General features: G+C 61.0%; 13 protein-coding genes. 2 read left to right on the forward strand and 11 right to left on the reverse strand.

The features are described from left to right. Window positions 1-61: 61 nt before the first annotated feature. The 10 genes from VY732_RS12480 to VY732_RS12525 all read right to left on the reverse strand — a co-directional run bounded on the left by VY732_RS12480 (window position 62) and on the right by VY732_RS12525 (window position 13155). Window positions 62-646 carry a glutathione S-transferase gene (locus VY732_RS12480; protein WP_331695557.1) on the reverse strand — a complete coding sequence of 195 codons (585 nt, stop codon included), beginning with the start codon at window positions 644-646 and terminating at the stop codon, window positions 62-64. Beyond that, window positions 643-4284, reverse strand: a complete 3642-nt coding sequence (locus tag VY732_RS12485) for an AAA family ATPase (RefSeq protein ID WP_331695558.1) — start codon at window positions 4282-4284, stop codon at window positions 643-645. The genes VY732_RS12480 and VY732_RS12485 overlap by 4 nt, the downstream gene beginning before the upstream one ends. Continuing rightward, a complete protein-coding gene (locus VY732_RS12490; protein WP_116029101.1) occupies window positions 4281-5525 on the reverse strand; it encodes an exonuclease SbcCD subunit D C-terminal domain-containing protein in 1245 nt (414 codons plus the stop codon). Before VY732_RS12490 ends, VY732_RS12485 begins: the two co-directional genes overlap by 4 nt. 161 nt (window positions 5526-5686) lie before the next feature. Further along, window positions 5687-7324 carry a BatD family protein gene (locus tag VY732_RS12495; protein WP_331695559.1) on the reverse strand — a complete coding sequence of 546 codons (1638 nt, stop codon included), beginning with the start codon at window positions 7322-7324 and terminating at the stop codon, window positions 5687-5689. Beyond that, window positions 7321-9060, reverse strand: a complete 1740-nt coding sequence (locus tag VY732_RS12500; RefSeq protein WP_331695560.1) for a tetratricopeptide repeat protein — start codon at window positions 9058-9060, stop codon at window positions 7321-7323. The genes VY732_RS12495 and VY732_RS12500 overlap by 4 nt, the downstream gene beginning before the upstream one ends. Then, window positions 9057-10136: a vWA domain-containing protein gene (locus tag VY732_RS12505; protein ID WP_007950106.1), complete on the reverse strand. Its 1080-nt coding sequence runs from the start codon at window positions 10134-10136 to the stop codon at window positions 9057-9059. The genes VY732_RS12500 and VY732_RS12505 overlap by 4 nt, the downstream gene beginning before the upstream one ends. Further along, window positions 10129-10626 carry a DUF4381 domain-containing protein gene (locus tag VY732_RS12510; protein WP_077573233.1) on the reverse strand — a complete coding sequence of 166 codons (498 nt, stop codon included), beginning with the start codon at window positions 10624-10626 and terminating at the stop codon, window positions 10129-10131. Before VY732_RS12510 ends, VY732_RS12505 begins: the two co-directional genes overlap by 8 nt. Then, entirely contained in the window at window positions 10623-11567 is a 945-nt protein-coding gene (locus VY732_RS12515) for a DUF58 domain-containing protein (RefSeq protein ID WP_116029096.1), read from the reverse strand. The genes VY732_RS12510 and VY732_RS12515 overlap by 4 nt, the downstream gene beginning before the upstream one ends. A 5-nt stretch (window positions 11568-11572) precedes the next feature. Then, entirely contained in the window at window positions 11573-12532 is a 960-nt protein-coding gene (locus VY732_RS12520) for an AAA family ATPase (RefSeq protein WP_007913915.1), read from the reverse strand. A gap of 269 nt (window positions 12533-12801) precedes the next feature. Next, on the reverse strand, window positions 12802-13155 hold the full coding sequence (locus VY732_RS12525; protein WP_007913918.1) for a hypothetical protein: 354 nt from the start codon (window positions 13153-13155) through the stop codon (window positions 12802-12804). A gap of 283 nt (window positions 13156-13438) precedes the next feature. On the opposite strand from VY732_RS12525, the gene VY732_RS12530 reads away from it, so the two are divergent. Both VY732_RS12530 and VY732_RS12535 read left to right on the forward strand, forming a co-directional pair. Beyond that, window positions 13439-14833: a hypothetical protein gene (locus tag VY732_RS12530; RefSeq protein ID WP_331695561.1), complete on the forward strand. Its 1395-nt coding sequence runs from the start codon at window positions 13439-13441 to the stop codon at window positions 14831-14833. 480 nt (window positions 14834-15313) lie between these two features. Then, on the forward strand, window positions 15314-20209 hold the full coding sequence (locus VY732_RS12535) for an NAD-glutamate dehydrogenase (protein ID WP_331695562.1): 4896 nt from the start codon (window positions 15314-15316) through the stop codon (window positions 20207-20209). A gap of 165 nt (window positions 20210-20374) precedes the next feature. Here the strand turns inward: VY732_RS12535 and VY732_RS12540 are convergent, their stop codons facing one another. Beyond that, complete coding sequence (locus VY732_RS12540; RefSeq protein WP_331695563.1) at window positions 20375-21088, reverse strand: ATPase; 714 nt, start codon at window positions 21086-21088, stop codon at window positions 20375-20377. Between the last annotated feature and the right edge of the window lie 75 nt (window positions 21089-21163).

A 21163-nucleotide genomic window follows, 5' to 3' on the forward strand; every position in this document is an offset into this window, starting at 1 on the left:
AGGCTGCGATCTTTTAAAGGCAAGATCAAAAGATCGCAGCCTTCGGCAGCTCCTACATGAGTTACTTCTTCATGATCGAAGTGAAGAGCTCGGATTCGAGGAAACGCTGCAACCAGGCCTGCAACCGCACATAAGGCGTCTGCGCAAACCACTCACGATCAACATGGGCAAACTGCCGCACGAACGGCAGCAGAGCGATATCCGCCAGGCTGGGATGATCGGTCAGCAAATAATCGCGATCGGTCAGCAACTCATCCAGCCTCCGCAAGAACAACGCCCCCTCAGCCCGATAAACTTCCATCGGCTGCTCCGGGTAGCGCTCGGCGTATTTATAGCGATTCAAGTGCACCTTGAACCCCTGATCATTCGCCTCGATCAATTCAGCAATCCGCGAGTCGCCATCAAGCAACCAACCCTGCGGGTCATGCTGCGCCAACGCCCAGCGCATGATCTCCAGACTCTCATCAATCACCCGCCCACCGGCATCCAGCACCGGCACCGTGCCCTTGGGCGAGATCGCCAGCATCTCTGCCGGCTTGGCCTTGAGGCTGACTTCGATGATGTCCACCGGCACACCCGAATAACGCAACGCCATCCGCGCCCGCATCGCATACGGGCAGCGGCGGAAGGAATACAGCGTGTTCATTTCACCTCCAGCGTGCTCAAACCGTTGCCTTGGCGCTGCACCTGAATCTGCACCGGAATCCGTTCGTGCATTTCCTGCACATGGGAAATCACCGCGACCTTGCGGCCCTGCGCCTGCAAGCCATCGAGGGCATCCATGGCCAGTTGCAGCGACTCCGGATCAAGGCTGCCAAAACCTTCATCGATAAACAGCGATTCGATCTTCAGCGTGCTCGACGCCATCGACGCCAGACCCAACGCCAATGCCAACGACACGAGGAACGTCTCGCCGCCGGACAACGAATGTACTGAGCGCAGTTCGTCGCCCATTTCCGTGTCCATCACCAGCAAACCGAGCATGCTGCCGCCACGTTTCAAGCGATAGCGTTTGACCAGTTGGCGCAGTTGCACGTTAGCGTGATGCACCAGCAAGTCGAGGTTGTAGGCCTGGGCGATCTTGCGGAAGGTATCGCCGGTGGCCGAGCCGATCAAGGCACTGAGTCGCGCCCAGCGTTGATACTCGGCGTAGGCCGAGGCGATCTGCTGCGCCAGCGCCTGATTGGCGTTCTGTCGGCGCTGATCTTCGGCCTGTTCGGCACGCAATTCGGCGCACTGCTGTTCGCTGACGATGAACTGGTTTTGCACATCTGTGAGGGCGCTGGCCAGTTGTTCGGCATCCAGATTGCCGTTGTGCTGCGCCTGATGATCAATCAGACGCTGGTCACGTTCCTGCAACAACACCTTGGCCTGTTCGATGGCTTTTTCGTTGTGCTGCAAGCGCTGGCGCAGTTCGGCGACTTGCCCGTCGTCGATCCGCAACAGTTCTTCGAGGCCGCCGTCATCCAGTTCAGGATGGCGAGCGCGCCAGTCGACAATCTTGCTGGCCAGATCCTGGTCTTCGCTTTGCAGCGCCTGCAAACGTTCCTGCTGCGCTTTGAGCTCGGCAGCGATCTGCACGAGTTGCGTGCGCACGTTCTGCAGTTCCTGCGCGGTAGCGGTTTCGGCGTTGCGCGCCTGTTCGACCGCTTGCTCGAGCTGCTGCTGCCAGTGCTCCGCGCTGCTGTGCTCGCCAAGCAACTGTGCGAGTTTTTGCTGGCAGGCTTGCTGTTGCTCGGTCAGCGCAGTGAATTGATGTTCGGCGCTGAGCAACTGCTGTGCGCGGGTCTGCTGGCGATCCTGCTCTTTCTCCAGCGTTTGTTGCCGCTGTTGCTGCTCGGCCTGTTCCTCCTTCTGCTGATCGACTTGCGCTAGGCGCTCGGCGATCTGCCGGTCGAGCTGCATGAAGGTTGCCGCTGGTTCCTGGCGCAGGGCTTCGAGGGTGTCGGCCGGCAGCAGATTGCCGAACGCCGTCAGTTCTTCGTCGAGACGCTGACGGTCGCTGCTCAGCTCGCGCTGCTGATTGCTCAGGTGCTGCGCCGCTTGCTGGTGCGCGGTTTCCGCCTGACGCAATTGCTGGGTCAGACGCGCGGCATCCTGTTGCAGGGTGAGCAGGGCGCTTTGGCGTTGCTCGTCCTGAGTAATGCTCTGGTTCAGTTGTTCGTTTTGCCGGGCGAGCCAGGCATCGCGCTTGTCGGCGTCCTGATTGAACAACTGCGCGGACAGCGGATGCGCATCGAGGCTAGGCGCCAACGCTTGCTGCTGGGTTGCCAGTTGTTCTTGCTGTTGCAGCAGTTCTTTCTGCTGAGCAATCACGCCACCGACTTCGGCACGCAACTCGATAAGCTTTTCCTTGAGCTGATCGACGACTTTCTGGGCGTTGGCCTGCTCGCTTTCATCATGACGACCAAGGCTTTGCAGCAGCGCTTCGGGCTGATGATAGGGATGCTCGTTGCTGCCGCAGACCGGGCACGGCTGATCGTCCTGCAACTGCGCGCGCAACTCTTCGACGCTGGCACTGCGCGCCACGCGCTGACGTTCAAGCAGCTCGCGGGTGACGTTGAGGGTTTGCTCGGCGACGGTCAATTCGGCCTTGGTTTTTACCCCGTCCTGAGTCAGCCGCTCGCGTTCCTGCTGGGCGCTGAGTTGGCGCTGTTGCAACTCGGCGCTGCGCTTGTCCAGATCCTGTTGCGTGGACCACAGACGCGACAGGTCTTCGAAGGCGCGCAGTTGTTTGCGGTTGTCCTGCAGCAGCGTGCCGAGGATACCGATCTGCTCGGCGACGGCATCGGGTTCGGCGCCGGCCTCTTTGAACAGCACTTCCAGTTGCTGCTTCTGCGTGGTCAGTTCTGCGGCGCTGCGCGTTGCATTTTCTTCGAGGCTCGCCAGTTCGGCTTGGCCCTTGTTCAAGCGGTTGCCGATCAGCATCAGCTGTTGCAGGCGATCGCGGTAGGCATTCCACGCGTCACTCAACGGCGCCAGATGAGCGCTTTGTTCCAGTTCGGCGGCGATGCGTTGCAGGCGCTCGGCGACTTGGGTCTGTTTATCCAGCAAGGCTTGAATGGCTTTCAGGCCATCAGTGCAAGCCTGCTGCGCACTGAGCTTGGCTTCGGTGCTTTGCGCGACATCCTTGGCCAAGCGGGCGAGGGTGCTTTGTTCTTCAAAAGCCTGACGCAACAGCGGCGCGTTTTCACTTTGCCGTTGCTGCGCTTCGCTCAGGGCGACTTTCGCCGCTTCCAGAGTTTGCTCCAGTTGCGTCTGGCGCTCAGTCAGCTCGGCGTGTTGTTGGGTGTGCGCGGCGATTTGCGCGGCCAGTGGCATCAGCAGGGCATCGAGTTCGGTTTTACGCGCGAACTGATGCCGCTGCGGGCCGAGCTGCTCCAGTCGCGTCAGTTTCACTCGCTCGCCGGCCAGACTTTCCGATTGCTGCTGTGCACTGTGCAATTGCTCGTTGGCGGCTTGCTGCGCGTCCTGCAACACACGCAAATCCTTGAGCCAGCTGTGTTGTTGCTCAAGCTGTTTGAGCTGCGCCTGCTGCAACTTCATTTGCTGTTGCGCAGCATTGAAGCGCTCGTCCAGCTCGGCCCGGGCTTCAGGTGCCAACGGGGTGACGCCGGTGGCCTGATCCTGCAACAGCTTGTGCGCTTCGCGGGCCTCTTTGGTCTTGTCGAAGGCGCGGCGCCCGAGACGGGTGTACAGCGCGGTGTCGGTGAGCTTTTCCAGCAGTTCGCTGCGGTCGTTGTCGTCAGCCTTGAGGAATGCGCTGAACTCGCTTTGTGCCAGCAGCACGGCGCGGGTGAACTGTTCGAAGTTCAGGCCGAGCGCAGCTTCCAGCTGAGTTTTGTATTCGCCTTTCTGACTGGCGAGCAGTTGATCCTGATCGATGTCGCGCAGGCTCTGACGACTCGCCTGCAACTTGCCGCCGGCCTTCTCGCGGGCGCGGTTGGCTTCCCAGCGCGCCCGATAACGACGGCCATCGACACCGACGAAATCCACTTCCGCATAGCCTTCGCCGGTGCCACGACGCAGCAAGGTGCGCGGGTCGCCAGTGGCGATTTCACCGTCGGCATCCGGGACTTTGGCGTCGCGGCCGGTGTTGTTCAGACGCGGCACCGCGCCGAACAGCGCCAGGCACAGCGCGTCGAGCAGGGTGCTTTTACCGGCACCGGTCGGGCCGGTGATCGCAAACAGACCGGCGCTGGCCAACGGCTCAGCGGTGAAATCGATCTCGAACGGGCCGGCCAGCGAGGCGAGGTTCTTCAAACGAATGGCGAGAATCTTCATGGCTGCTCGCCCTCCAGTTGCACGTCTTGCAGCAATTCGGCGAAGTCCTTCAGCGTCTGCTCGTCGACCTCGCTGCCATAGTTGTCGAGCCAGGCGCGGCTGAACAATTCCTGCGGAGTGAGCTGGTCGAGTTCGATCAGCGCGCTGCCGTCCTCCGATCCGTCAGCGCCACGGTTGCCGGCGTATTCAGCGGCGATGCGCACCAGGCGCACAGCTTTGCCTTGCAGAGCGCTTTCGACTTGATGGCGCAGATCCGGCTGCGGTTCGTCGAGGGTTACGCGCACTTCCAGCCACGGTTGCCGCTGGGTTTCCGCGAGCAGGTCGATGTTCGGCAGATCGGCCAGTTGCAGCAGGATCTCGGCCAGCGGTGCCGGGCCGATGCGTTGCAGGTTGACCGAGCGCGGGATCAGTTTCGGCTCAACGCTGACCAGGGTTTCACCGTCGAGGGTGACGTCGAGAATCTGGTGCTGATAACCGATTTCCGAGAACGACAACGGAATCGGCGAACCGCTGTAGCGAATGCGTTCTTCACCATTGACCTTCTGCGGCTTGTGCAGGTGGCCGAGGGCAACGTAGCTGATGCTCGGCCCGAACAGGCTGGCGGGCAGGGCTTCAGCGTTGCCGATGATCAGGCTGCGCTCGGAATCCTCTGAAACCGAGCCGCCAGCCATGTGCGCGTGGCTGATGGCGATCAATGCCTGACCGGGCTTGCGCTTGGCATTGGCCGCTTCGATCAGCCATTCATGTACCTGACCGATGCCACGCAAATAGTTGTCGCCCAGATGCGCGCCGGTGACTTCCGCCGGACGCAGAAACGGCAGTGCCAGGCACCACGCGGCGACTTCGCCGGTTTTATCCGGCAACGGCAGCAGCAGGCGTTCGGCATCCAGTTGCCCGTCATCCAGCCACAACACTCGGCCCAGCGCATGGGTGCGCAAACGGCGCATCAGCGGCGCGGGCAGTTCGATCCGCGAGCCGGAATCGTGGTTGCCGGCAATCATCACGATAGTCAGCAACGGCTGCTGCTCGTGGGCGCTGACGATGAAATCGTAGAGGCGTTCCTGGGCTTTGACCGGCGGATTGACCGTGTCGAAGATGTCCCCGGCGATCAACAGCACATCCGGCTGCGCCAGTTGCAGTTGGCGCAGCAGCCATTCGAGGAAGCACGCATGCTCGAAATCGCGCTCCTGGCCGTGCAGGTTTTGCCCAAGGTGCCAGTCGGAGGTGTGGAACAGACGCAAGGTGGACTCCGCAACAAATTAAGGTGATGGCCGCAGAACAATGAAGGCGGCTAAATAAAGTTGAATTTACTGGCAAGAGCAAAAGATCGCAGCCTGCGGCAGCTCCTACACGGTATACGTGTTTACTCTGCAGGAGCTGTCGCAGCTGCGATCTTTTTCTTTTACTTCGGATAAAGCGGTGGCAGGCCACTGTCACCCACTGGGTCGTGTACGCGCTCAGCGGTCGGAATCGTGCGGATCGCCCGCCACAAATCCTCACCCTGCCAATGCTGCCCCGTCTCGCTGTACAGCGCACCATTCAACCCATCCAGCGCATCCGACAACGGCACAAACCGCGCAGCCATATCCGCCAATGTCTCAGGTTGCTGCCGCGCCCAGGCATCCAGTGCCTGCCGCGTCGCCTGCGGATCATTCGCCTGGCTCGCACGCTTGATGTCATCCATCAACGTGCGTGGGCTCGGGCCAGTTTGGGCGGCGCGGTGCACTGCCGGTTGCCAGCGCGCGCGCCACCAAAGGCCGAAGCCGAGCAGGGTGGTGCAGGCGAGGATCAGGGTGCTGAGTTTCCACCACCACAGCACGTCGTTATCGACGACGCTCACCTGCAGAGTGCCGGCCGGGGTGTCGACTTGCAGGCTCGGGTTGTTGGCCACTTGCAGGGTGCGCGCGGGCAGGCTGCTGTGTTCCAGATGGTCTTCGAAGGTGTTCCACCAAACCATGTCCACGGTCGGCAAGTCGATGGTGCCGCTGCGGCTCGGCACCAGGGCTTCGCGCTCTTCGCGGCTGCCGACAATGCCGCGGTCGGTGCTCTGGTTGCTCAGCACTGGTTGATCGGGGTAGCGGCGCAGGCCGTTGACGTCGGTAGCGGGCAGCGCCGGCAGTTGCGAGGCAGCCAGACCTTCGACTTTCAACGTCAGGCTGCGGGTCAGGGAATCGCCGACCTGAGTGTGTTCCGGTTCCGGGTTCCAGCTTTCGCTGAGGCTCAGGCTGCGCGCGGGTAGCCATGGCGCGTCGACCGGATAGGTCAGTGGCTTGGGTTTCACGGTCAGGGGGATTTCGGCGGAACTGACGCGCATCAGTTTGCCCGGTTTCGGCCCCTGTGCATTGGCATCCTGTGACGGCTGCGTGTCGACCAGTGTGGCGCTGAATGTCTGCGGTGCGATGGTCAGCAAACCGCTGTGTTGCGGGTAGATCGCATAGCGCATTTCGATCACTCCGTGGCGCACGCCGTTGAGGTCTTTTTCATAGGTGCGCGTGTCGCCGAGTTGCTCGATGCGCGCATCGGCGATTTGCAGCGGGGTCAGGCTGCTGTCGTCGTACAGCGACACCGAATGGTAGATGCGCAACGTCAGGATCGCCTGCGCCTGCACATAGACGCTGGACTGATCGAGGCTGGCCTCGATGAACACCGGATCAAGGCTGTTCTTGTTCTCGCGGGTGTCGCTTTCGACCACTTGCACGGTGATCGGCTGGCTCTGCGCATCGCCTAGTTGCAGCGGCGGAATCACCACGCTGCCGTTCTCTTTCGGCAGCAGGGTGATGATCCAGCGCGTGGTCGCGCGGTTGTCACCGTTGAGGGTGTTGAGCTGGTTGACCTGGCGCGTGCCGCGCACTTCGAACAACGCTTCCAGCGCGGTCAGATCGGGTTTGCCAAACTGGGTGACGTCGCTGGTTTCGAGGGTGAGCTCGACCGTCTCGCCGGAGTTCAGGCGACTGCGATCCACACTGGCCGTCAGCTCGGCCGCCTGAGCGGTGGCCGTGCAGAGCAGCAGGGGCAGCAAGAGAGCGGTGAAGCGGGTCATCGAGTGTTTTCCTGATCCTGATGTTGTTGCTGTTCGTACCAGAATTTGCGTCGCAGCAGTTCGCCCGGATCATCCGGGATCTTGCCCAGCCATTGTTCCAGCGCCTGACGCTGCTCGCCTTGGAGGTTGTCTTCACTCGGGCGCTGCGTCGGCACGGTGTCCGTTTGTTCTTCCTCGGCGCTGCCCGGCACTTCGTTGGGGCCTGGCTGCGGCGGTGTAGTCGGTGGCGGTTCGCTGGCCGATTCGCTCGGTTGCGCTTCGCTCTGGGTTTCACTTTTTACCGCCGGCGGCGGCGTGGTCGCGGGCGCTGGTTCGTCGCCCGGCAGACTTTGCTGTTCGCTGGGCTGGGTGTCCGGCTCGGCGGGCGGCGGTGTGTTTTTCTGCTTGAGCAGGTTTTCTACCAGGGCCTTGTTGGTCTGCGCCGGACGCAAATCCGGCTGCAGTTCCAGGGCCTGTTCATAGGCGTCGATTGCCGCTTCCAGCTCACCGCTTTTCGCCAAAGCGTTGCCACGATTGTAGTGGGCGCGGGCATCGCTGCCTTCGGCGAAACGCTGAGCGGCGCCACTGTAGTCGCCGGCCTCGTACAACGCCACCCCTTGCCATTGGTGATCGTCAAAATGCTGCGCGGCTTCGGCCGGGCGCTTCTGTTTGAGCAAGTGCAGGCCCTGTTGATCGGGACGCAGCCACAAATCCTCAAAGTCAAAAGCGTAGCTCGGCTGTGGCAAGCAAAACAGCAACGGCAGGCAGAACAACCAGCCACGTCGCCCGGCGCACGCCGCGAGCAATAACAGCGGCAACAGCAGCCAGTAACCTTGATCGGCCCAGGTATCGAGGCGCACGGTCTGGCCATCGTCGCGCAGACTGCGCGGGCCGTTGAGCAGACCGAGCGCGCCAAGATCCGCTTCGTCGAGGCGAGCAGGGTGGTATTCGCCACCGACGCTGTTGAGGAACGCGCTCAGGCCCGGACTGTCGAGTTGCGGCACGCGAATCGCGCCTTGCTCGTCCTTGAGGAAACTGCCGTCCTCTTGAGCGATTGGTGCGCCTTCAGCGGTGCCGATGCCGAGCATCAACAGTTGCGTCGATTGCCCGTTGAGGGCGCGGCGAATGCCTTGGCGTTCTGCTTCATCGAGCGACGAGCCGATCAGCAGAATCCGACCTTGGCCGAGCGCACCCTGTTTCAGCAGGGCCAGCGCTTTACTCACGGCCAGGTCGGCACGATGGCCGCTTTCCGGCATCAGCGACGGTTTGAGCGCGTCGAGCAAATTGCGACTGGTCGCGAGGTCATCCGACAGCGGCACCAGCGTGTGCGCGCTACCGGCGTAGACGACGATCGCGGTCTGCGCATCGCTGCGTGCCTGCAACAGGTCGAACAGCTTGCGCCGCGCCTGTTCCAGTCGTGTCGGCGGCGAGTCGGTGGCGAGCATTTCCGGGGTCAGCTCCAGTACCACCACCAACGGGTCGGCGGGTTTCTGGCTGGTCTGTTCAACGCGCTCCCAGCTCGGCCCGAGCAGCGCCAGAACCGTCAGCAGCCACGCCACACCAAGGGCGATCCACGGCAGTTTGCTGTCGCGACCATTGCCGCCACTGAGCAGGGTGGCATGAAACGCCGGCGGCAAAATCATCTGCCAGCGCCCGGCGCGTTTCTGTCGGTGCCAGAGTTGCCAGATCAGCCAGCCCAGCAGCGGCGGCAACAGCAACCACCATGGACGGAACCAGTGCGGCCAGAGCGCGATCATCGGCGCCTCCGCAGACGCAGGCGCTTGAGGCGCTCGCGCCAGTCAGGCAGCGGACTTTGCAGATACAGCTCCTTGGTGAACAGGCGTTGCAACGGGTTGTCCGGCCACAATTCACGGGCGACCAGCAATAGGCTCAACCACAACGCCAGCGCCAGAGGCCAGTGATACAAGGCTTGCGCCGGGCGCGCCTGGGTCGGTTGCTGGGTCACCGGTTCGAGTTGGTCGAGGGTGTCCTTGATCGCTTGCAACTCTTTGCCGTCGTGGGCACGGAAATACTGGCCGCCAGTGACTTCGGCGATGGCTTTGAGCGCCGGCTCGTCGAGGTCCAGGCTCGGATTGACGCCGAGCAGGCCGGTTGAGCCGCTGTCCTCAGGATTGGCGCCGATGCCGATCGGGTAGATCTTCACGCCTTCGCTGGCGGCCAGTTTTGCCGCCGTCAGCGGATCGATTTCGCCGCCGTTGTTGGCGCCGTCAGTGACCAGAATCAGTACGCGACTTTGCGCCGGGCGCATGCGCAGGCGTTTCAGCGCCAGACCGATGGCGTCGCCGATCGCAGTGTTCTTGCCGGCAATGCCGATGCGCGCTTCGTCGAGCCACACACGCACGGTGTGGCGATCAAACGTCAGCGGCGCTTGCAGATAAGCCTGACTGCCAAACAGGATCAGGCCGACCCGGTCGCCATCGCGGCTTTCGAGGAAATCTCCGAGCAGATGCTGCACCAGCGTCAGGCGACTGACTTCTTCGTCCTGCCACTGCATGTCGGGGAAATCCATCGAGCCGGACACGTCAACCGCGACCAGCAGATCACGCCCGCTGGCGGCAATCGGCAGTGGTTCGCCGAGCCATTGCGGGCGGGCGGCGGCAGTCAGCAGCAACAGCCACAGCAGCATGAACGGCGCCTGTTGACGCCACGCAGGCAGGTTGGCGCGAGCGCGACGGCGGGCGAGGCCTTCCAGATCGGCGAGGAAGCTCACTTTCAGCGCCGGCTCGCCGCTGTCGGCCACTGGCAGCACGAGGCGCATCAGCCACGGCAGCGGCACCAGCACGAAGATCCACGGCCAGGCGAACTCAAACATGTTTGCGAATCCACGTGTCGACGGCTTGGGTCAGGCCGGCGATGGCTTTGTCGTCGAGTTTGCATTCTGGTTTGTACGCGCCTTCGACCAGCACCATCCAGCGCGTCAGGCCCGCCGCCGGGCAACGATTATCGAGAAAGGCCAGCCATTTACGCCCGTTGAGGGTGTGGCTCTGGCTGTAGGGATAGTGGTTGCGGCACAGGCGTTTGAGCAGGCCGTTGAGTTGCTGCAGCCAGGCACCGGCCGGGGCGCCGTCGTAGGGTTTGGGCATTTGTGCGAGTTCAGCGAGGGCGGCGATGCGCACTGGGTCGAGCGGCTGTTCGGCACGCACGATCGGACGTTTCTTGATGGGAATGAAGCGGCGCAGCTTCCACGCGGCAAAACCGAGCAGCGGCAATAACAACAGCAGCAACCACCAGCCCGGTGCCGGCGGCCAGAAGGCGATCGGTGGCGGCGAGATCAGCGGTTGCAGTTGTTCGAGGCCGTTCATCGACCTTTCCCCGGACGCTGCGGATTGAGGAATTCGCGCATCTGCTCGACCATTTCACTCTGCGTGCTTAGCGGCATCAGCAATACCCGCAGCTTTTGCGCGAGCAATTCCCAGCGAGCGATGCGTGCTTCGGCCTGGGCGCGATAGGTCTGGCGCAGATCGAAGTTCAGCGTGTCGAGTTCGAGTTGCGCGCCGCGTTCGGCGAATCTGAGCAGGCCGGCAGCAGGCAGGGCGTGATCCAGCGGATCGGAAATCGGCAACATCAACAGGTCGCAATGACGCGATAAAAGGCTGAGCTGTTGTTCGGCGCTGTCGGACAGTGCACGTTCGTCGCAGATCACGATGGCCAGACTGCCGGGGCGCAACACTTCGCGGGCGCGGCGCAGGGCCACGCCGAACGCATCGCGATCCGGCTCACGCTCGCTGTGCAGCGATTGATTGACCTTGACCAGACGGTTGAGCAATTGCAGCAGGCTCTGTTTGCTGCGCCGCGGTTTGATTTCGTAGTGCTCGTTGTCGCCAAACACCAGCCCGCCAACCCGGTCGTTATGGCCGAGCGCGGCCCAGCCGATCAACGCCGCGACTTGCGCCGCGAGCACCGATTTGAACATCAGCCCGGAACCAAAAAACAGCCGCGTGCTTTGCTCGACCATGATGAAAATCGGCCGTTCGCGCTCTTCATGGAACAGCTTGGTGTGCGGCTCTTGCGTACGTGCGGTCACGCGCCAGTCGATGGTGCGCACGTCGTCGCCGGCCTGATAGACGCGCACTTGATCGAAGTCGACGCCGCGACCACGGAATTTCGAATGGTGCAGGCCGATCAGCGGGCTGCGCTGACTCGGCGTGGAAAACAGCTGCACTTCGCGCACGCGGTGACGCATCTCGATCAGCTCGGCGAGGCTGACGCGGATACCCGGTTCGGACGGCAGGGGGGCGTTCATGGGGGTCAAGCGACGGCTACGACGTCGAGAATCCGCTGCACCACCCGATCCTGATCGATGCCGGCGGCTTCGGCTTCAAACGACAAAATGATGCGGTGACGCAACACGTCGAACAGCACCGCTTGAATGTCTTCCGGGCTGACGAAATCGCGACCGGCCAGCCAGGCGTGGGCGCGGGCACAGCGGTCGAGGGCGATCGAGCCGCGCGGGCTGGCGCCGTAGGCGATCCACTCGGCCATTTCCGGGTCGAACTTGGCCGGGTTGCGCGTGGCCATGACCAGTTGCACCAGGTATTCCTCCACGGCGTCGGCCATGTACAGACCGAGGATTTCCTTGCGCGCGGCAAAGATCGCCTGCTGGCTGACGCGGCGTTCAGGCTTGGTTTCACCGTTCAACGCTTCGCCACGCGCCTGCTGCAGAATGCGGCGTTCGACGGCGGCGTCCGGGAAACCGATTTTCACGTGCATCAGGAAACGGTCGAGCTGGGCTTCCGGCAGCGGGTAAGTGCCTTCCTGCTCGATCGGGTTCTGCGTGGCCATCACCAGAAACAGCGGCGACAACTCATAGGTGCTGCGGCCAACACTGACCTGACGCTCGGCCATGGCTTCGAGCAGCGCCGATTGCACCTTGGCCGGGGCACGGTTGATTTCGTCCGCCAGCACCAGGTTGTGGAAGATCGGCCCCTGCTGGAACACGAAACTGCCGGTTTCCGGACGATAGATTTCGGTGCCGGTGATGTCGGCCGGCAGCAGGTCCGGGGTGAACTGGATGCGATGGAACTGGGCTTCGATGCCCTCGGCGAGTTCTTTGATCGCTTTGGTCTTGGCCAGACCCGGCGCGCCCTCGACCAGCATGTGGCCGTCGGCGAGCAGGGCGATGAGCAAACGCTCGATGAGTTTTTCCTGGCCGAGAATCTGCGTTGAAAGAAAGGTTCGCAGCGCCAGCAGCGCTTCACGATGTTCCATCGGTGACTGTTCCTGGAAAGGGGTGGCCACAGGCGTTCGGATAACGCCGGGGCTGGGGGCGTTACTTTAATCCATCGCAGGGGGTGGCGACTAACGGCATTTTGCGCAAAGTGCGGGAAATGACTGGGGGATTTGTTGAATTTTTGTAGCGGGGGAGTGATTGGTTGCCTGTGCCGGCCCTATCGCGAGCAGGCTCACTCCTACAATGGATCGTCGTACACGGACCTGTAGGAGTGAGCCTGCTCGCGATGGGGCCAGTTCGAGCGCAATCAAACTTCGTTAATGAAGGTACCCGTCCCATCAAGGATGTTCGTCAAGGTCTCGACAACCTCATCCAGATCAACCATGTCCGGGTTAAAGCTGATCTCCAGCACATCATCCCCGTTCAGCGCATCGGCATCCGCCGCCGCGATCTCGATCTTCAACAGCGTCGAAGTCAATGTCACTTTCACCCCGTCGAGCGTCGAAGGCTCGCCATCCAGCGTGATCTCCAGCTCGTCCTCGTCCGGGTAGCGACTCATCAGGAACATGTCGCCCTTGTCGCTGTGGCAGCAGAGCATGGCCATGTTGTCTTCTTCGTCATCGCACGGGTTGACGATGAGTAGGGCGGTGGTCATTTGCATGGGGAATTCCTGGTTGGGCGGGCGCGGCAGGCGGGACGCAAAAAGGCGATTTTGCCAGTCTGAGGAAAATTCTGCTGAACATCGTTGGGCCAGGGCGTGCTCTTAAGGATGTTTCGTCTAAGCGGGTACGAAATATCCGACGGCCTCGTAGGGTTTTTGAAAAGCCGATAGATGGCGTGAGTTAGAGGTGTTTTCGCTTGTTTTGAAGGCTTTTTACCGTCAGATTTTGCTGCTCGAGCGCAAGGGAGTGCGATGGACGACATGAAAAAAAGGATCTCTTTTGATGAAGCAGTATTTCGAATGGGCGCAAGAAATCCGGCATCTGTCCGAGGAACAGGTTGAAGCGCTTTACCAGCGCTATCTCAACGGCGAGAAAACCGCAGACTTGATCGCCGAATACAAGCTCGCGGACACGGTACGCAGTGTGCTGAAAGTACTGCCGCCGATTGTCAGCGCCGACCTGAGATGCCCGTATTGCGATTTGCCGATGTGGATGCGCCGGCCCGCCCGGGGGGCGCCGGTTTCCCTGCGCAGCGCTTACAAATGTGTGAATTGCGAGCATCAATACTTCACCGCCGGTTTTGGCTCGCGACGCAACGTGTGTGGTTGTGATGCCTGTGTCCGACTGCGCAAACAGCAAATCGCCGATCAGGCCGAACGTGACCGCAGTGATTTAGCCATGCGTTACGGCACACCACGCCCACCGGTGCCCTTTACCAGTCTTGGATTCCAGCAAAAACTTGCTCTGCTGGCATTACTGGATGACGGCGGCCAAGGCGCAGGCGAACGCATTGCCGCGCTCGATGCTGAACTCAGAGGAGAAAAGCTCACGTCCACTGAAACTTTCAGTGAAGAGCTGGTGAAAGGCCTGCACGAGGCGGGCGCCTTGCAGGTCGATACGGCATCGGACATTCGGGCGTTCAATCGGGCCGACGATTTCAGCATCAGCACTTGTTCGACCATTTACTGGCGAGCCAACGTCGCGCTGGACGAAGGCGTGCGCTGCACGCGCGATACGCTCTATCTGGCGCTGTACGAAGAGTTGTCCGGGCCTGTGCTGCCAGGGTGGAAGCGTGAGTTGTACGCATTGATCTTCAGGCTCGCGCGGGAGGAGTCGATTCAATACGTTCACCTGTTGGCCAATCAGGTCGGTATGGCGTTCACCGCCGAAGCCCGCGCCGACTCGGTGATCGGCACTTTGCTGCAGAATTTCTCGGTCAGCCAGATCTACTACTTCGCCAGAGTGGCGGTGAAAAGTGCCGCGCACTTCTATGCTACCGGCAACTCCAAGGGCCGCACCCACGCCTCCAACACGATTCCGCGCAACATGCAGAGCACTGCGCAACTCGCCTTGGCGGAGAACTGGCGCAAGGACAGCTACCGCGATTCGCGCGTGCCGCAGCCGGCCATGACCCGTCTGCTTTACGACGTCGTGCTCAAGGACAGTGGTGGCGGTTTTTCCAAGTCGCCGGGGCTGTTCTGGCGAGACGAGTTTGTGCCTCGGTTTCTCACGGGGTCGCCGATCGCCGCGCCGCAATTCGACCATCCACAGCTGTTCTGCCGCGAGTGCGACTCCAGCAACATCGACGCCAGCATGGATAAATTGACCCTGCAGATGCAGTGCTACGACTGCGCCACCGTGAGCAGATTTCGCGCTTACGAAGAGCTGCCCGACTGATCGGCATCAACCGCTGGCGCTGAACCCGATGCCACGCTCAAGGTCGATAGAACGGCCTTGGGCGTTTTCGTTTCTGGATATGTAGAGGAAAAAGGTCTGCATCTGGCACGAATGTCCCGTAAATACGGGCATGCAACCCGGCGTTTTGCGCCACGAGTGCTAGTGTTTATCGTTGCCAAAGCCTCGGTTTACGTGCCAATGACCGAATATGTCGCAGCACCGCAAGCAGACACATTGTCGCACCCTTTAAGCTGCGCAACGGATGAGCACCCGTAAAGGCATTGTCGGCACCGCTGGCAGTCGCTTTTGCAGATGCTCATTCTATGGAAGGTGAATGTGACCTGAGTGTCCCGTCCAGCTTCACCCACCTGTCCCCCTGTTTCCTCTGCCCGAGAATCAGGAACAGGGCGACACAAGCCCCGAAAGGGGTGTTGCACGCGACGCTTTCCATCAATAACAAGCTTAAGCGGAGTACCACAGATGGCGTTCTTCACCGCAGCCAGCAAAGCCGACTTCCAGCACCAACTGCAAGCGGCACTGGCGCAGCACATCAGTGAACAGGCACTGCCACAAGTGGCGCTGTTCGCTGAACAATTCTTCGGCATCATTTCCCTGGACGAGCTGACTCAACGTCGCCTCTCCGACCTCGCTGGCTGTACTCTCTCTGCGTGGCGCCTGCTTGAGCGCTTCGATCACGCGCAACCGCAAGTGCGCGTCTACAACCCCGATTACGAGCGTCATGGCTGGCAGTCGACCCACACCGCGGTCGAAGTGCTGCACCACGACCTGCCATTTCTGGTCGACTCGGTCCGCACCGAGCTGAACCGCCGCGGCTACAGCATCCACACCCTGCAAACCACCGTGCTCAGCGTACGCCGTGGCAGCAAGGGCGAGTTGCTGGAAATCCTGCCGAAAGGCACCCAGGGCGACGGCATTCTGCAAGAGTCGTTGATGTACCTGGAAATCGACCGCTGCGCCAACGCGGCCGAACTGAATGTGCTGAGCAAAGAGCTGGAACAGGTTCTCGGTGAAGTCCGCGTCGCGGTCGCCGATTTCGAGCCGATGAAAGCCAAGGTGCAGGAAATCCTCACCAAACTCGACAACAGCGCCTTCGCCGTCGATGCCGACGAAAAGAACGAAATCAAAAGCTTCCTGGAATGGCTGGTGGGCAACCACTTCACCTTCCTCGGCTATGAAGAATTCGTGGTCACCGATCAGGCCGATGGCGGCCATATCGAGTACGACCAGAACTCCTTCCTCGGCCTGACCAAACTGCTGCGCACTGGCCTGACCTACGATGACCTGCGCATCGAAGACTACGCCGTTGCTTACCTGCGCGAACCGACCCTGCTGTCGTTCGCCAAGGCTGCGCATCCAAGCCGCGTGCACCGTCCGGCGTACCCGGACTACGTGTCGATCCGTGAAATCGACGCTGACGGCAAAGTCATCAAAGAACACCGCTTCATGGGCCTGTACACCTCTTCGGTGTATGGCGAGAGCGTGCGGGTCATCCCGTTCATCCGCCGCAAGGTCGAAGAAATCGAAACGCGCTCCGGCTTCCAGTCCAAGGCTCACTTGGGCAAGGAACTGGCGCAGGTTCTCGAAGTATTGCCGCGTGATGATCTGTTCCAGACCCCGGTCGACGAACTGTTCACCACGGTGATGTCGATCGTGCAGATCCAGGAACGCAACAAGATCCGCGTGTTCCTGCGCAAAGACCCGTACGGGCGTTTCTGCTACTGCCTGGCCTACGTGCCGCGCGACATCTACTCCACCGAAGTTCGCCAGAAGATCCAGCAAGTGCTGATGGAACGCCTGAAGGCTTCCGATTGCGAATTCTGGACATTCTTCTCCGAGTCGGTACTGGCGCGCGTGCAGTTGATCCTGCGTGTCGATCCGAAAAACCGTCTCGACATCGACCCGGTGCTGCTGGAAAAAGAAGTCGTGCAAGCCTGCCGCAGCTGGCAGGACGACTACGCCGCACTGACCGTCGAAAGCTTCGGCGAAGCCCACGGCACCAATGTGCTGGCCGACTTCCCGAAAGGCTTCCCGGCCGGTTACCGCGAGCGTTTCGCTGCGCATTCGGCCGTGGTCGACATGCAGCACCTGCTGAGCCTCAACGAAAAAAATCCGTTGGTGATGAGCTTCTATCAGCCGCTCGGTCAGGTCTCCGGCCAGCGCGAGCTACATTGCAAGCTGTACCACGCCGACACGCCGCTGGCGCTGTCCGACGTCTTGCCGATTCTGGAAAACCTCGGCCTGCGCGTGCTGGGTGAATTCCCGTACCGTCTGCGTCACACCAATGGCCGCGAGTTCTGGATTCACGATTTCGCGTTCACTGCCGCTGAAGGCCTCGACCTCGACATCCAGCAACTCAACGACACCCTGCAGGACGCCTTCGTCCACATCGTTCGCGGCGACGCCGAAAACGATGCGTTCAACCGTCTGGTACTGACCGCCGGCCTGCCTTGGCGCGACGTGGCGCTGCTGCGTGCTTACGCGCGTTACCTGAAGCAGATTCGTCTGGGCTTCGATCTGGGTTACATCGCCAGCACCCTGAACAACCACACCGACATCGCTCGCGAGCTGACCCGGTTGTTCAAGACCCGCTTCTATCTGGCGCGCAAACTCAGCGACGACGATCTGGAAGACAAGCAACTGCGTCTGGAACAAGCGATTCTGACCGCACTGGACGACGTCCAGGTGCTCAACGAAGACCGCATCCTGCGTCGTTACCTCGACCTGATCAAAGCCACCCTGCGGACCAACTTCTATCAGACTGATGCCAACGGCCAGAACAAGTCGTACTTCAGCTTCAAGTTCAACCCGCACGCGATCCCTGAACTGCCGAAGCCAGTGCCGAAGTTCGAAATCTTCGTCTACTCGCCACGCGTTGAAGGCGTGCACCTGCGCTTCGGTAACGTCGCTCGTGGTGGCCTGCGCTGGTCCGACCGTGAAGAAGACTTCCGTACCGAAGTCCTCGGCCTGGTAAAAGCCCAGCAAGTGAAGAACTCGGTCATCGTGCCAGTGGGTGCGAAGGGCGGCTTCCTGCCGCGTCGTCTGCCACTGGGCGGCAGCCGTGACGAGATCGCGGCCGAGGGCATCGCCTGCTACCGCATCTTCATTTCCGGTCTGTTGGACATCACCGACAACCTGAAAGACGGCGCGCTGGTGCCGCCATTGAACGTGGTTCGCCACGACGATGACGACCCGTACCTGGTAGTAGCAGCGGACAAGGGCACTGCAACCTTCTCCGATATCGCCAACGGCATCGCCATCGACTACGGCTTCTGGCTGGGTGACGCGTTCGCGTCCGGTGGTTCGGCCGGTTACGACCACAAGAAAATGGGCATTACCGCCAAAGGCGCGTGGGTTGGCGTACAACGTCACTTCCGCGAGCGCGGCATCAATGTTCAGGAAGACAGCATCACCGTAGTGGGCGTCGGCGACATGGCCGGTGACGTGTTCGGTAACGGCCTGTTGATGTCCGACAAGCTGCAACTGGTCGCGGCCTTCAACCACCTGCACATCTTCATCGACCCGAACCCGAACCCGGCGACCAGCTTCGTCGAGCGTCAGCGCATGTTCGACCTGCCGCGTTCGGCCTGGACCGACTACGACACCAGCATCATGTCCGAAGGTGGCGGTATCTTCTCGCGCAGCGCGAAGAGCATCGCGATCTCCCCGCAGATGCAGGAACGCTTCGACATCAAGGCTGACAAGCTGACCCCGACCGAACTGCTGAACGCCTTGCTCAAGGCGCCGGTGGATCTGCTGTGGAACGGCGGTATCGGTACTTACGTCAAGGCCAGCACTGAAAGCCACGCCGATGTCGGCGACAAGGCCAACGATGCGCTGCGCGTGAACGGCAACGAACTGCGCTGCAAAGTCGTGGGCGAGGGCGGTAACCTCGGCATGACCCAACTGGGTCGCGTGGAATTCGGTCTGAATGGCGGCGGTTCCAACACTGACTTCATCGACAACGCCGGTGGCGTCGACTGCTCCGACCACGAAGTGAACATCAAGATCCTGCTGAACGAAGTGGTTCAGGCCGGTGACATGACCGACAAGCAACGCAACCAGTTGCTCGCGAGCATGACCGACGAAGTCGGCAATCTGGTGCTGGGCAACAACTACAAGCAGACTCAGGCGCTGTCCCTGGCGGCGCGTCGTGCTTACGCGCGCATCGCTGAGTACAAGCGTCTGATGGGCGATCTGGAAGGCCGCGGCAAGCTGGACCGTGCCATCGAGTTCCTGCCGACCGAAGAGCAGATCAACGAGCGTATTGCTGAAGGCCACGGTCTGACCCGTCCTGAGCTGTCGGTACTGATCTCCTACAGCAAGATCGACCTCAAAGAGCAGCTGTTGGGCTCCTTGGTACCGGACGACGATTACCTGACCCGCGACATGGAAACGGCGTTCCCGCCGACCCTGGTCAGCAAGTTCTCCGAAGCCATGCGTCGTCACCGTCTGAAGCGCGAGATCGTCAGCACCCAGATCGCCAACGACCTGGTCAACCACATGGGCATCACCTTCGTTCAACGACTCAAAGAGTCGACCGGCATGAGCCCGGCGAACGTCGCTGGCGCTTATGTGATCGTGCGCGACATCTTCCACCTCCCGCACTGGTTCCGTCAGATCGAAGCGCTGGACTATCAGGTTTCCGCTGATGTGCAGCTGGAGCTGATGGACGAACTGATGCGTCTGGGCCGTCGCGCTACACGCTGGTTCCTGCGTGCCCGTCGCAACGAGCAGAACGCTGCCCGTGACGTCGCGCATTTCGGTCCGCACCTGAAAGAGCTGGGTCTGAAACTCGACGAACTGCTGAGCGGCGAAATCCGTGAAAACTGGCAGGCGCGTTATCAGGCGTACGTCGAAGCCGGTGTACCGGAATTGCTGGCGCGTATGGTTGCGGGCACCTCGCACCTGTACACCCTGCTGCCGATCATCGAAGCCTCCGACGTGACTGGCCAGAACCCTGCCGAAGTGGCGAAAGCTTACTTTGCCGTGGGCAGTGCGCTGGACATCACCTGGTACCTGCAACAGATCAGTGCGCTGCCGGTTGAAAACAACTGGCAAGCCCTGGCCCGTGAAGCGTTCCGTGACGATGTCGACTGGCAGCAACGCGCGATCACCATCTCCGTCCTGCAACAGGGCGACGGCACGCTGGACGTGGAAGCACGTCTGGCGCTGTGGATGGAGCAGCACGAAAGCATGATCTCGCGCTGGCGCGCCATGCTGGTGGAAATCCGTGCTGCGAGCGGCACGGACTACGCCATGTATGCCGTGGCCAACCGTGAACTGCTGGATCTGGCGTTGAGCGGGCAAGCGGTAGTGCCTGCTGTTGCTGCGAATGCCGAGCTTGAATTGGCGTAAGTAGTGGCTGAATGAAAAAGCCCCGGTGTCGTGAGATGCCGGGGCTTTTTTATGTCTGAGGTTTTTTTGGTGCCTGATGCGGCGCCATCGCGAGCAGGCTCACTCCTACAGGGGGTACGCATTCCAACTGTAGGAGTGAGCCTGCTCGCGATGGCGCCCTTTATATCAATACAACTTCTGACCTTGTTTACTATCCAGTATCGACACTTTATCCGCAGGCCTTGCGACTAAATTGTTGAGCGACTGGTCAAACTTCTGCAACGCCCGAACTTGCACATCCTGCTGCTGATTAATATCCGCCACTATCTCTTCCGACCGCTTGAAGTCCGCCCATACTGGCGTCAATTCCCGAGCATCCGAACCTTTCGCCGTACCGATATAGTTCAACTGCGCATCATAAAAATCGGCACTGACATCCGCCGTGATGTCGGAACTGCGCGAGGTAATCAACTGGCTGTGGGTGTCGACAATCGCCACCACATCAGGCTTGGCCGCACGCAGGCTTTGCATGTCCGGATACACCGTCACCGAGCCGAACTGGCGTTGCAGCGAGGCGTTGACCCATTCCACCGCCATGTCCGGTTTCGAGCTGGCGACGTAGGCGTCGTGGATCGGTTGCACCAGCAGGCTCTGGCCGAAACCGGTGCCGGCGTTGGCTTGATAGTCGCGCAGGTACTCGCGGTTGGTTTGGGTGCTTGGGCTGTAGACCACGCCGAGCGACACGCCGGGACCGCTTTTTACCTGGGTGGCGCTGCTGCGGCCGGTGGGATGGGGGAGCAGGGTGTCCAGTGAGGAAATGGCTTGGGGTGCGGTGGGTACCGAACAGGCTGACAGAGCTAAAACCGATATCGCCAGTACACTGGTGAACGCAAGTTTCATGGTGTTTCTCCCGTGAAACAACATCAGTCGGAAAGTTTGAAATGCCGTCGGCGACGACAGTTAATTCAGACTAAA

It is taken from the genome of Pseudomonas sp. ZY71 (assembly GCF_036542145.1).
In the GTDB taxonomy this organism is placed as follows: Bacteria; Pseudomonadota; Gammaproteobacteria; order Pseudomonadales; family Pseudomonadaceae; genus Aquipseudomonas; species Aquipseudomonas koreensis_A.